Genomic DNA, 12,557 nt, shown 5'->3' with positions numbered 1-12,557 from the left:
ACATGGCAACCGTTACCGTTGACTCGATCTTGAAGCGGGTAAATACCCTGCTCAACGATCGCACCTGGGTTCGCTGGCCCAAGCAGGAGCTGTTGGACTACTACAACGATGCCGCTAAGGCGATCGTGTTGATGCGTCCTGACGCCCACACCAAGAACGTTCAGTTCAACTGCGTCTCTGGTACCAAGCAGACTCTGCCAGCAGATGCTTTGCGGCTGATCGAGGTGCTGCGCAACGCCGACGGCAAAGTGATTCGCTTCGTGCCGCGGCGCGCCCTCGATGACAGTTACCCTGACTGGCATGCAGGTAAGGATGGCACCAGTGTGGCCGCCTACACCTATGACGATCGGGACCCCAAGAACTTCTATCTCTACCCGGGCCCCGCCGCCGCAGTGAAGGTGGATGTGATCTACTCCGTAGCGCCGCAATCCAAGGTGCTGACGGACGTGGAAAACGTGGGCACGCCGGCGCTGGCCGATCTGGATGATATCTACATCAATCCGTTGATAGATTTCATCATGTACCGGGCCTTCTCGAAGGACTCTGAGTACAGCGCCAACTCCAATCGGGCTGTCGGCCACTACAACGCCTACCTGCAGCAGCTGGGTGAAAAGACCCAGGTTGATACCAATATGGAGCAGCGCAAGACCGAAGGCTTCTCCCGCGTGACCGGGCAGTAAGGGGGCAGCATGGCTGGAGTGTGGAAGCGTGACGGCACGGTGGCCGTCACCAATGGTAACAAGAAGGTGACCGGTACCGGGACAACCTTCGCAGACACCAAGAACGGGGTGGCCAAGGGCCACCTTTTTTGTATCACCAGTGGCACCTCGGTGGATTTCTACGAGGTGGACTACGTGGTGTCCAACACGGAGCTGTATCTGGTGCAGTCATACCGTGGCACCACTGCCACGGGCAAAGCCTACGAGATCATCACGACCTTTTCGGATTCCATCCCGGAGTTTGCCCGCCGACTGAACGCCACTCTGGGGGCATATCAGCAGCAGAGTGATGCTTTCCAAGCACTGTTGACCAGTGATGCGGCAACCATCGAGGTAACTGCACCGGATGGAACCAAGCACACCATGATCCCGTGGAAGCGTGTGACCAGCGAGGGCGAGGGGCAGACGGCCCGCGCCAAGGTCGAAGCCAACCGGGCAAAGACCGAAGCGGATCGCGCCGCTGCGGCCGCCAATGCCACGGCCGAAGCCGGGACCGGCTCGCTGATGCGCGTGGGCGGCCCCGCAATCCTTGACTCGGAGCGTTACTCTCTGGAGCGGGCAACCGGCGGCAGCCAGACCATCATTCGCGACAGCGCTGGCAACGCCAATGCTATGTTCGTGCTGCCGCGCTTCAGCTACGCCGACCTGGGCATGACTGCCGATATGGGCACTGGCGATGCGACGGCGTTCGATTTTGGCAGCGGCAGCATCAAGAGCGAGATATTCATCGGCGCCTATCTTGCGTCCGGCTCCGGCTCTGTCAGCGCGCCGCGGCAAGACCCGCGAGCATCACTAGATCATACCGCAGCCCGCGCCGCTTGTGCAGCGAAGGGGGCGGGGTGGCACTTGATGACCGCTCACGAGTGGGCGGCCATTGCACTCTGGTGCATGGCCAACGGCTACGAGCCAATCGGAAACACCAACTGGGGGCGCAGTCATGCCAAAACCTGGATTGTTGGCGACCGGGCCGACAACCGGGCACCTGGCGATGGCGCCGGTACGGGGCGGACGCAAACGGGCTCGATGGGCGCGGAGGCGACACATAACCGCACGCCCATCGGCATCGCCGATCTGGTAGGCAACATATGGGAGTGGCAGGACGGGTTCCTGCTGCAAGACGGCCGCTTCAAGCTGTCTGCCTTTAACGCCCAGGCAGAGGCCGACTGGGCCTTTACCGATGCCTACCTCGATGCCTCATCCCCCACGGGGGGTAGCCCAATCCTCTCCAATGCCATCACCAATCGGCTCGGCGCCATCGGCGATAATGCCAACGCGGGCAACTCCGCAAACAGCGACTGGCGGATCATGGCCAAGGCGGGGGGCTATGTGTCCAATCAGGCGATGAAGCTGCTGCTGCTGGAGCCAGCCAATGCATTGCCACAGGGCCGCATTTATATGCGTAACTTCGGCGAGCGGCTCCCGTATCGCGGCGGCGGTTGGAACAACGGTGCCAGTGCCGGCCTCGCCGCTGTGGCTCTGAGCGATTCCCGCGCGTACGCGGACGCGCGCATTGGGTTTCGCCCCGCCTTTGCTTGAGCTTTGGGCCTTGAGTTTTGACGGCGCCGCGATAGCGGCGCTTAGGTAAATCAGGATTGATATGGATAAACAGCCTCTCGTTATTGAGCAGCGCATCCGCGACATGATGCAGTACGGGCACATCGCCCTGCGCCAGTTTCCGAAGTCAGAGAAGCATGTGTTGGCGGCCGAGATCAGGACCAGCATGTTGACACTGCTGCGGTTGGTCATCACGGCGGCCAAGCGTTACCACAAAAAGACCACACTCACGGATCTCGATGTTGAGTTAGCCGTGTTGCAAAATCAGGTCAGGCTCGCGAAAGACTTGGCCTACCTGCCAATTAACAAATACCAACACTGGAGCGGTCTCAATCTCGAGATCGGCAGAATGATCGGCGGCTGGCTCAAATACGAGCGAGCCGCCTAATCATGGGCTCCGACATCAAGCGACTCCCGTATCGCGGCGGCAATTGGAACAACGGTGCCAATGCCGGCCTCGCCGCTGTGAATCTGAACAATTCCCGCGCGAACACGAACACGAACATTGGGTTTCGCCCCGCCTTTGGCAGCAGCCAGAAGGCAACACCTCACGGGGCGTTGTCCAGTGCATTATCAAAGGGATTTCGATGCCTCGGCTATCGCCGAAAAACTGAACAGGCGGCACCGGTGCGCCGGGCCGCCGACTTTAAGGCCCTCATGTACGACCAAATCATATCGTTTGACAATCTGCACCAGGCTGCCCTGCGCTGCCTGTGCGGAAAACGCACCTCGCCCGCCGCCCTGCGCTACATGCAGCGCCTGGAAGAGCACCTGCACGACACCCACAATCATCTGCTGCACGACAGCTATCAGCCCGGCGGATACGAGGAGTTTTATGTTTTTGAGCCGAAACAGCGCCTGATCTCGGCACCCCGCTTCGTGGATCGAGTTGTCCACCGGGCGATCATGAATGTACTGGAGCCAACGCTTGCCCCGCGCTTTATATTCGATAGCTACGCCTGCCGCAAAGGCAAGGGGGTACATGCCGGGGCAAACAGGGCACAGTGCTGGATGCGGGCGATCAGGCAAGCTCACGGCCCACTATTCTGCCTGAAGGCGGACATCAGCAAGTATTTCGCCAGCGTCGATCACGCCCGCCTCAAGGCGATCTTGCGCCGCCACATCCACTGCGATCGCACGCTCAGGCTGCTCGATGCCATTATCGACTCGAGCCCAGGGCGGCCGGGTGTCGGGATCCCGCTCGGCAACCTGACAAGTCAGCTGTTTGCCAATCTCTATCTCAACGAGTTGGATCGCTACGCAAAGCACGATCTCGGCATCCGGTACTACATCCGCTACATGGATGATTTTGTGGTGTTGCATCACGACAAGGCGCAGCTGCACACATGGCGCGCGCGGATCGAGGCGTATCTGTGGAACAGCCTGCGCCTGACAACCAACAGCAAGACCCAGGTATTCCCTGTCGGCCCGGAGGGGCGAGCGCTCGACTTCCTGGGCTACCGCATCTACCCCACCCACCGCCTGTTGCGCAAAAACAGCATCAAGCGTATCCGCTACAAGCTGCGCCGCTTCAAACGGGCGATAGCGGCAGGCAGGCTAACGGCAGGCGACTGCCGACCATGCATCCAATCGTGGTGTGCGCACGCCGCGCATGCAAACACCTGGCGGCTGCGCTGCAGCCTGTTTAACATTTCGAGCGGGGCAAATAGATGAGCTACTTATATGACGGCGAAACACACGACAACTACGATCCGGCCTTTATGGCGGAGCTGGGCATGAGTGAGGAGGTCATAGCCTCCGTGCTCGACCAGCACAACTATGAGCTGACAGAGGGGCAACTGGCGCGCCGCCAGCGCGCCTACGTGGCGGAGCCCGACCCCCTTTTCTTGGAGTGGCAATACGACAAGACAGCAGCGGCCGAGCAGGCATGGCGCGACAAGGTGGCGGAGATCAAGCTGCGCTACCCGGTGGCCCGTGGGGCGGAAGAGTGATCGTCCGTCTCGAGCCCATCACGGCGAGCGTGGTCGCCGTGATGGGCTGGGCGTGGAATACCGCCACGGCCGCGCCCCTGCGCCGAGGTGCTGCAGCCAGCCAAGTGAGCCTTGCCTCCTGGCGCTGTCAGCGTTAGGATTTACCCATCATGGCCCTGCTCTCCCGAGCGGGGCTTTTTCGTTTCTGCCTCTCTGAGATCCCCATGCCTGTACTCGATATCGTCACCATGCGAGGGACTATGCCGCGCGTGGAGCCCCATCTTTTGTCTGATGAGGTCGCGGTGATTGCTCGCGACTGCCATTTTGACCATGGCGTCATCTCGCCTCTTGAGGATGACTCCAGCACAGGTATGGAATTGCCCACCGTACCTATCACCCTTTTTCGCTATGGCCAGCACTGGTTTGCCTGGAACAAGGTGGTGGAGGCCATTCGCTCCCCGATTGCCCAAGACCAGTATGGCCGGGTTTACTACACGGATGGTGAGTATCCCAAGGTGACCCATGCCCAGATAGCCACAGGCGGCAGCAACAGGCCGACGGCATGGTATCGACTAGGTATTCCAGCCCCAGGTGTTCCGGTCGGGGTTGGCACCATCACCCCACCTGTTGGTGGTGTGGATGATGACCTGACAGATGACGAAACCCGCTTCTACGTGGATACCTTCGTTACTGCGATGGGTGAGGAGGGGTCCCCGGGCCCTGTCAGCGGAAAGGTGAATATCGGGATCCCGGGATCATCTGTTGCTTTGATGCTCAGCCCGCCGAACGCCCAGAACAGCAACATCACCAAGCGGCGGATTTACCGGTCGGTGTCCGGTGGTGGCCTTGCTGATTACCTGTTGGTCGTTGAGCTGCCCATTGCTCAGGCATCGTTTGTCGATACCCGGGCAGATGGGGAGCTGGGCGCCGTGCTGGAGACCTACGACTACACCATGCCGCCCGATGGCATGCGGGGTATTTGCCAAATGGCAAACGGCATGTGCGCTGGCTTTGCTGGAAACTCCCTCTACCTGTGCGAACCCTACCTGCCCTACGCCTGGCCGGAGAAATACCGGCTGACCACAGAGCACGACATCGTTGCGATTGCCGCCATCGACACCACATTGGTGATCGGGACCAAAGGCTACCCCTATCTGGCGCAGGGTGTAAGCCCGGCATCCGTGACCACCCAGAAGCTGAGCCAACTGCCGCAAGCCTGCATCAGCGGGCGCTCCATGGTCGCCATGGATGGGGTGGTGCTCTATGCCTCACCAGATGGGCTGGTCGGCATTGGCGCCAGCGGCGGGCAGGTGGTGACCGAGGGGATCATCACCCGAAGCCAGTGGCGGGCAATGCAACCTGACACCATGCGGGCATGGCACCACGAGGGCAAATATGTGGCCATTACGGACACCCACGGTTTCATCTTCGACCCCAAGAGTGGCGACCTTCGCGAACTGACGAACCGCTGGGATGCGGCCGTCTCTGACATGGAAAGCGATTCGCTGTTCGTGGCCAAGGGCCGCAGCTTGCAGGTATGGCGGGGCGGGAGCGCTAGCAATGGCCAATTCATCTGGCGGTCGAAGCTCTTCATGGTGCCAGAGGGAACGTCTTTCAATTGCTGCCGGGTGTTGGCTCAGGATGTTGGCTTGGTCGGGATCAAGTTGTTCGTTGACGGGGAGCAGGTGATGGAGCTGTCCCCTGGCAACCTGGTGCCCGGGGCGTTCAGGTTGCCCCCTGTGCGTGGCCGGTTCTGGCAGATAGAGGTCTTCGGTACCTCGGTGGTGAGCCGCATCACTCTGGCGAGCAGCATGGCGGAGATGGTGATCTGATGGCCAAGAAACCCGCATATCGAGCAGGCCGAGACCAGGCGGCTACAGTAGAAAACGTAGAGCTGCTCACTGGGCAGCGTGGCGATCGCCTTGATAAGGCCGTCACGTTCAGGGAGCTGGCGGCGTTGGGGTTGTCTACGCTGCGCCCTGGTGCTGGCGGCGTTTATGTCCCCGGCAAAAACCCAGACCTTTTCCCTCCGGGCCAGATGGAGTTTCCCCACGCCCCGGTCAATGTGATCGCCAATGGCGCATTTCACACGGTCCTGGTGGAGTGGGATCCGCCGCAGTACCGGGGGCATGCTCACGCCGAGATATGGCGAGCTGAGAGTGACAACCAAGCCGAGGCCACCCTGGTGGGCACTTCGTCTGCAAACCTCTTCTCTGACGCCATAGGCAAGGGCGCCAAATTTTACTACTGGGTGCGCTTTGTCAACGGCAAGGATGACAAGGGGCCCTTCCAGGGCGTGCAGGGCGTTGAGGCTGAAACCAGTCGGGATGTGCAGGACATTCTGGACGAGTTGCAGGGCAAGATTGAGAAGAGCCATCTTGTGCAGGAGCTGCTCAGACCAATAGAGGATGTCTCACAGCTTCAGATGGAAGTCTCGCTCCTGATACCGAAAATCGATGAAATCGAGATCAGGATCCCCGGCATCGAAGAGGAACTGGCCGGGCTGGATGAGCGACAGAAGGCTGCGCAAGATCTGTTGGATGATGCCCAGCAGCAGTTGGGGATGTCGAGCATCGAGATCGGGCTGGTTCAAGATCGCCTCAATGCCAAACTCGACAAGTACAAAGGGGATTTCGACTCGTTCCGGGATGCAGTGTTTGTCGTCGATCCTGAAAACGGCAGCATCACGATGGATGCCGTCAATGCGGTACGAGATGAGCTTCATACCTCCATTACCGAAGTGCACCAGGAGCTCGATGCCGTAGCCGGCCAGATCGACAGCAAGGCTGACAATGTCACAGTGGACAGTCAGGGATCGCGGATTACTGAGGCTGAGCAACGCATCAACGGCTTGGACGCCAGCCTGAGCCAGACCGTCACCCGAGGGGAGTTCTCTGGCGAACAGCAGCGGGTCACCCAGATCGGGCAGGAACTCGACGCAACAAAAGGGGAGCTGACCCAGAAAGCCACCAAGCAGGAGGTTGATGCCCAGGGCGAACGGTTGGCCAATGCTGAAAGCAAGCTGACGGCGCATACCGATGAGCTGAGTTCGCAGGCGCAGCGCCTTGATGGGCTGGCGGCCCAGGTCACCCAGGGTGATGAGACTCTTCAGGCCAACATCACTGAGCTGGCGCGGGTCTCGGCGGAAAGCGATCAGGTGACAGCACAGCGGGTCAGCGGGCTCGAAGTGAGGGCGAGTACTTCCGAAGCCAAAATCCAGGCGCTTGAGGAAATCATCGAAGATGACGGTGGCATCACTGCTGGCCGCTTCGACGCGATCACCGCGGAGCTGGATCTGCAGCGGGAGCAGGATGATGACAACGCATCGGCTGCTATCGATGGCGCCCTGGCCGTGGATGAGCGCGACCAGGAGACGCGTAAGGCATTCGGGGCGATTCGTACAGAGCAGAGGGTGATCCTGACGGAGCAGCAGGCACAGGCTCAGCGCACAACAGACATGGAAGTGAAGTTTGAGGCGAAGGATGCTGCTACCCAGGCTAGGATCTCGTCGGTTGAGAAGGTGACTTCTGATGCTGATTCGGCACTGGCACAACGCATTGATAACGTCACTGCGGAGTTCAAGGCGGTGGATACTGCATTGGCCGTATCGCTCGCCGAGTCAAGCAAGGCCTTGGCCGATGCAGACCAAGCACTTGGTGAGCGGATCAGCACAATTGATGTGACGGTCGGAGAGAACACGGCCAGCATCACCGAGCTCCGGCAGGCCGTGGTGAGCAATGAGGAGTCGCTCAGCCAACGGCAGGACAAGATGGAGTCGGAGATCGGTATCGGTGCCGTCAGCCAGGTTGAAGGTGCCCTGGCCAGGGATGAGCGTGACCGAGAGAACCGGAAAGCTCGCGGTGTCATTCTCCAGCAGCAGAGCACGCTTGCGAACCAGCAGGAGGCGCAGGCCAGGACAGTCGAGCAACTGACAGCTGAGTTTGATGCTGAGAATGCGGAGATCAGGGCGCAGATCACCAATGAGCAGTTGGTTCGATCAACGGCAGATGAAGCCCTGGCACAGAAGACATCTGTGCTTGAGGCGCAAATCGAGGGGGTGGATCAGTCCCTCTCAGCCAGTATTGCCGAGGTGGCCAGGGTCAGCGCTGATGCGATGCAAGCCCTTGGCAGCCAGATAAATACTGTGTCTGCCGTCGCTGGCAGCAAGAATAAAACGTTCTTCCAAGCCACTGCCCCCGGGTCTGGTATGGGCTCCGGCGACCTGTGGTTTGATACCGCCAGCAATAACCGGCCATACCGTTACAGCGGGACTGCCTGGATAGCCACCGACGACCCACGGATCGCCGCCAATGCAGCAGCCGTGCAGCTCCAGAGTCAGGCTATTGCCGACCTGCAAAGTGGGGCCCAGGCAATGTGGGCGGCTAAAGCCAGCGCGGGCCAGATCACCGCCGGGATCGGCCTGGTTGCCAATTCGGACGGCACCAGCCAGGTGGCAATCTCTGCAAGTCAGGTTTTTGTATTCGACCCGAACAGCTCAACACCGATGGCACCACTATTCGCTATCGACAATGGCCAGGCCGTGATTGCAGAGGCCATCATCCGCAAGGCCACCATCCAGATCCTGAACGCTGAGAAGATCACTGCTGACTATGTGAAGGCCGGGGTCAGCATCAGCTCACCGTTGATCAACGGCGGCCAGATCGATATGGGCAATGCCTTTATGGCTGGCGGAGCAGCAGGATTTGGCAAGGGCGGGCCATACGGAGGGTGGGGGTGGGGGTGGCACACCATCATCTATGCAGATGGCGGGATCTATACCAACCGACTCCATGCCGAGGGCGGCTACGTCAGAAACATGACTATCGGCAACTGCACCATTGAGCAGGACTGTGTGGTCAGAGGGACTATCTACGCCGAGAGGATCGTGGGCGATATTGTAAGAACATACGCCTTGAATCTTGCTTCTCCAGTCTGGTTACCCGCTATGCCATTCACGAGAAAATGCACATTCATGCTTACGGTGTCTAGTGGGTCTTCAACTACAACAGCCACTGTCTATGTCAATGGGGTGGCGATTGGTTCGCTAACCGCACGTGATTATGCGATGGGTCAGGGTACAACCATGAATCACAATTTCGAGTTCTTACTTGCTGCTAACCAGGGGTACACGATTAGCTATGACAGGGACAACAAGGGCTATCCGTATGCATCAAGCTCTTGCCTTTCAATCGTGTGCCTAGCGTGAGCGATATGAGGTGTCCACATCTATACCGTATCGCCAGCGATACCGGCAACCCAAGGCTATCCGCCGAACTGCAAGACGCCATCCGAAACCGGGTGGCGTTTTTGTTTGTGCGTGGCGATGACGGCTTCGTGCTGAAGCCGGTCAGCGAGCAGGGCGAAACCGGCGTGCTGGTATGGGTCGGCTGGGGTGATGGCGGGGCGCCAGAGCGCCACCTGCCGGAGGTGAAGCGGCTGGCTCGCATGATAGGTGCCCGCTGGTTGCGCTTTCACTCTGCGCGCAGAGGGTGGCTCAGGGTAGCGCCAAGAATGGGGTGGGTGCGTCAGCCAGATGATGCTGACGGGCTCTTTGTGTTTCAGATCAACTTGTGAGGTGAGCGATGGGGAAGGGCGGTTCGAACGAAATCAAGGAGACCGAGGCTCAGAAGGCTGCGGCCGGTGTAGCGATGGAGCAGTGGAACCTCTACAACTCCGACCTGAAGCGGTATGAGGACATCTTTATGGATAAGGTTGATGACCTCAACAGCGAGCGCGAGTACGACAAGCTGGCAGGCACTGCTGCACTTGGGACGGCCAAGACGTTTGGCGATGCGCGCGCCGGGATGGCAGACTCAATGGCGGCTGGCGGCATTGACCCTACCAGCGGCAAGTATCAAACAGCCATGTCCAATCTGGAGACAGATCAGGCATTGAGTCAGACAGACACCACCAACCGAGCGCAGTCCAGCCAGCAAGATAGGCATGTGGCTGGCCTCAAGGATGTGGTGAGCATTGGCGCTGGGCAGAAAGCGGAGTCCCTGGCTGGCATGGGGGATGTGGCCACGACCAGCCTGCGCAAGGCCACCAGTGACGCCCAGAGTTCATTCCAGAGCCAGCAGGCAACCGCTGGTCTGGTTGGTACGGTGGCAGGGGCAGGCTCGGCCTATGGCCTTCAATCACTAAGGGATGCCAAGGTGAAGATGGAGAAGGACTTCAATACCCAGGCTGATGGATATGAGAAGCGTGGAGCATTCACCGGCTCATCCACGCTCGGCATGCTAGGGAGATAATCAATGGGATACGCCGCAGATACATTTGCACAGATCACTCGCGAGAGCTACCAGGACTGGAAAAATCGCTTCTACCCGAAGCAGAAGGAGCTGATGGAACTGGCCACCAACGGCAAGTTGCTGCAGGAGCAGCTCGGCCGGGTGGATGAGAACAACGCCAACGCCCTGCGTTCGGCCCAGCAGGCTACGGCAAACCGCAATGCCCGCATGGGGGTGAGCAGCAACGCCAACGACAACAGCCAGGGGTTGCGGGCTGCCCTGATGACGGCAGGTACTGAAAACGGTCTGCGCGAGCAGGAGCAGGCGCGCCAGATGGGGATCTTGACCGGCGCCGATGCTGGCCTGCGTGAGGCAATCAAAACTGGTGGAGGTATGTGATGGGGTACGGACTGCTTGATATTGGCGCCCAGACACGCCAGCAGGGGATGATGGGGCTGCGTGATGCGGCCAATCGGGAGGAGGAGTTGGAAGCTGCCAACAAAAACCTCAAGACTGCCCGCAAAGGGCAGACCCTGAGCACTATCGGCACTGGTGCATCGATGGGTGCCATGCTCGGAATGGCTGGATCGTTAGGTGGACCACTAGGCGGGCTTGTTGGTGCTGGCGTCGGCTTTCTGGCGGACAGCCTGTTTTAAAGGGGGTGAGTGATGGGCGTATCAGGATTGGCAGAAGGTTTTCTGGCTGGCTTCAACACCATGGACCGCTATCAGCGTGGCCAGAAAGAAGATGAGCGAATGGAAAAGGCCATGAGCCTGCGTGACGCCATGTGGCAGAACGAGCAGGATCGGCAAAAGGTGGCAGATGCTCGCTACCAGAGCGAGCTTGATTACAGTCTCGGCCGCGACAAGGTTGCCGACGATCGGGCTGATCGCCAGTTCGCGCTTACCGAGCGCCAGGTGAAATCTGCCGAGGCGCGAGCCAATGCAGCTGAGCGCCGCGCCACGGCTCAGGAGTCGCGCCAGCAACAGGAATATGAGTGGCAGGTGAAGGAGCGGGATAAGCAGGCGTACCAACAGGAGAACCTGCCCATCATCCAGTCTGGCTGGCAAGCTGTGGCAGAAGGCAAAGACCCGGGCCAGCAGTTCTGGAATGTGGTGAGGGATCCGCGGGCTGGCACCTTCAACCCGGAGCGCTACCTGCAGCCGGATTATGCCGAGGCAGGTAAGACCTTTGTCACCCATGCTGGCAATCTGATGCGCCAGGCTCAGGAAGGAAAGCTTGACCCGACCACACCGGAGGGGCATGCAGCCGTGAACAACCCGCAGTTTATCAAGGCTGCCGGCACACTCTATCAGGACGAGATCGGCAAGGGAGTGGGCGATATCGACCCGGATAGCGGCAAGACCATCACCGGCAAGCAGCTGAACAACATCATGATCACCCCTGACGGGCGCGGCGTGGTGCTGGGGGTGGAGGTGACCTACGACGACGGCAGCAAGGCAGTCCGACCGGTCACCAATAACCGGACCTCTGCGCCGGATGACACTCCCAAGGTGATCCCCATCAATGACTTCCTGAAACCGGCCTATCAGCGGGCGGCGCTGGCCAAGCACATGATCGGTAACGCCGACCAGCTGCGCACCTCCCTTGGCCTGACAGTAGGCCCGGATCAGGCAGGTTACAAGAAGGCGGTTGCTGACCTTGAGAAGCAGCACGGCCAGAACCGCGCCCGGATCTCCTCCAGTAATGCGGAGGATAAAGACCTGCAGCTCGATGCGCTGGATGCCCAACTTGAACAGAGCAAGGCGGCACTGGCTGATACCTACGGCCTGACCACCAAAACGGATGAGCCAAAGCAGGAGGCGCCACTCAAGGTGTGGACCGGGGGCGATCCCGAGCGCCTGCAGTTTATCAAGGAGGCCAACCAGCACGGCAAGCTGAGCAGCCTGATGGATAACCCGGCACGGATGAACACGGCGTTCGAGCTGTGGCGCCAGCAGGCAGCCAAGCAGAAGAAAGAGGAGCAAGCCACCGTGACAGCCGGCAGGCTGCGTGATGCGGAGGCTGGTGCCTATCAGGCCATCAGTCTGGCGCAAGCGCGCCGCTAGTTGCCTTTCCAACCCCCCAGCGTTAGCATCTCTCCATAGTCGGCCAGTCTGCTT

12 protein-coding genes are annotated in these 12,557 nt (G+C 59.8%); all 12 read left to right on the top strand.

What is annotated here, in order from left to right; genetic code table 11:
* Positions 1-2: 2 nt before the first annotated feature.
* The 12 genes from PG888_RS05305 to PG888_RS05250 all read left to right on the top strand — a co-directional run bounded on the left by PG888_RS05305 (position 3) and on the right by PG888_RS05250 (position 12,503).
* Positions 3-680 carry a phage adaptor protein gene (locus PG888_RS05305; protein WP_043162868.1) on the top strand — a complete coding sequence of 226 codons (678 nt, stop codon included), beginning with the start codon at positions 3-5 and terminating at the stop codon, positions 678-680.
* Between the two features lie 9 nt (positions 681-689).
* Positions 690-2,255, top strand: a complete 1,566-nt coding sequence (locus PG888_RS05300) for a hypothetical protein (RefSeq protein WP_270692893.1) — start codon at positions 690-692, stop codon at positions 2,253-2,255.
* A gap of 61 nt (positions 2,256-2,316) precedes the next feature.
* Positions 2,317-2,661, top strand: coding sequence for a diversity-generating retroelement protein Avd (avd, locus tag PG888_RS05295; RefSeq protein ID WP_182939530.1), 345 nt, complete (start codon positions 2,317-2,319; stop codon positions 2,659-2,661).
* A gap of 2 nt (positions 2,662-2,663) precedes the next feature.
* Entirely contained in the window at positions 2,664-3,947 is a 1,284-nt protein-coding gene (locus tag PG888_RS05290; RefSeq protein WP_270692894.1) for a reverse transcriptase/maturase family protein, read from the top strand.
* Positions 3,944-4,225, top strand: a complete 282-nt coding sequence (locus tag PG888_RS05285) for a hypothetical protein (RefSeq protein ID WP_182939532.1) — start codon at positions 3,944-3,946, stop codon at positions 4,223-4,225. The genes PG888_RS05290 and PG888_RS05285 overlap by 4 nt, the downstream gene beginning before the upstream one ends.
* A gap of 263 nt (positions 4,226-4,488) precedes the next feature.
* Positions 4,489-6,036, top strand: coding sequence for a hypothetical protein (locus tag PG888_RS05280; RefSeq protein WP_232093636.1), 1,548 nt, complete (start codon positions 4,489-4,491; stop codon positions 6,034-6,036).
* Complete coding sequence (locus PG888_RS05275) at positions 6,036-9,410, top strand: phage tail tip fiber protein (RefSeq protein ID WP_182939534.1); 3,375 nt, start codon at positions 6,036-6,038, stop codon at positions 9,408-9,410. Before PG888_RS05280 ends, PG888_RS05275 begins: the two co-directional genes overlap by 1 nt.
* 5 nt (positions 9,411-9,415) lie before the next feature.
* On the top strand, positions 9,416-9,778 hold the full coding sequence (locus PG888_RS05270) for a hypothetical protein (protein ID WP_182939535.1): 363 nt from the start codon (positions 9,416-9,418) through the stop codon (positions 9,776-9,778).
* A gap of 8 nt (positions 9,779-9,786) precedes the next feature.
* Positions 9,787-10,455 carry a hypothetical protein gene (locus PG888_RS05265; protein ID WP_182939536.1) on the top strand — a complete coding sequence of 223 codons (669 nt, stop codon included), beginning with the start codon at positions 9,787-9,789 and terminating at the stop codon, positions 10,453-10,455.
* Positions 10,456-10,458: 3 nt separating this feature from the next.
* A complete protein-coding gene (locus PG888_RS05260) occupies positions 10,459-10,833 on the top strand; it encodes a hypothetical protein (RefSeq protein ID WP_182939537.1) in 375 nt (124 codons plus the stop codon).
* A complete protein-coding gene (locus PG888_RS05255; RefSeq protein WP_182939538.1) occupies positions 10,833-11,090 on the top strand; it encodes a bacteriocin in 258 nt (85 codons plus the stop codon). The genes PG888_RS05260 and PG888_RS05255 overlap by 1 nt, the downstream gene beginning before the upstream one ends.
* Positions 11,091-11,102: 12 nt before the next feature.
* Positions 11,103-12,503: a hypothetical protein gene (locus PG888_RS05250; protein WP_182939539.1), complete on the top strand. Its 1,401-nt coding sequence runs from the start codon at positions 11,103-11,105 to the stop codon at positions 12,501-12,503.
* Positions 12,504-12,557 lie beyond the last annotated feature (54 nt).

Source organism: Aeromonas sp. QDB23 (assembly GCF_027707745.1).
GTDB lineage: Bacteria > Pseudomonadota > Gammaproteobacteria > Enterobacterales > Aeromonadaceae > Aeromonas > Aeromonas allosaccharophila.
This window is presented reverse-complemented; position numbering and strand designations above follow the sequence as displayed.

What these genes read in the sequence shown, in the direction of transcription:
- PG888_RS05255 (WP_182939538.1), top strand. Translation starts at nt 10,833, where the DNA reads ATGGGGTACGGACTGCTTGATATTGGCGCCCAGACACGCCAGCAGGGG.
- PG888_RS05260 (WP_182939537.1), top strand. Translation starts at nt 10,459, where the DNA reads ATGGGATACGCCGCAGATACATTTGCACAGATCACTCGCGAGAGCTAC.
- avd (WP_182939530.1), top strand. Translation starts at nt 2,317, where the DNA reads ATGGATAAACAGCCTCTCGTTATTGAGCAGCGCATCCGCGACATGATG.
- PG888_RS05285 (WP_182939532.1), top strand. Translation starts at nt 3,944, where the DNA reads ATGAGCTACTTATATGACGGCGAAACACACGACAACTACGATCCGGCC.
- PG888_RS05290 (WP_270692894.1), top strand. Translation starts at nt 2,664, where the DNA reads ATGGGCTCCGACATCAAGCGACTCCCGTATCGCGGCGGCAATTGGAAC.
- PG888_RS05250 (WP_182939539.1), top strand. Translation starts at nt 11,103, where the DNA reads ATGGGCGTATCAGGATTGGCAGAAGGTTTTCTGGCTGGCTTCAACACC.
- PG888_RS05300 (WP_270692893.1), top strand. Translation starts at nt 690, where the DNA reads ATGGCTGGAGTGTGGAAGCGTGACGGCACGGTGGCCGTCACCAATGGT.
- PG888_RS05305 (WP_043162868.1), top strand. Translation starts at nt 3, where the DNA reads ATGGCAACCGTTACCGTTGACTCGATCTTGAAGCGGGTAAATACCCTG.
- PG888_RS05270 (WP_182939535.1), top strand. Translation starts at nt 9,416, where the DNA reads ATGAGGTGTCCACATCTATACCGTATCGCCAGCGATACCGGCAACCCA.
- PG888_RS05275 (WP_182939534.1), top strand. Translation starts at nt 6,036, where the DNA reads ATGGCCAAGAAACCCGCATATCGAGCAGGCCGAGACCAGGCGGCTACA.
- PG888_RS05265 (WP_182939536.1), top strand. Translation starts at nt 9,787, where the DNA reads ATGGGGAAGGGCGGTTCGAACGAAATCAAGGAGACCGAGGCTCAGAAG.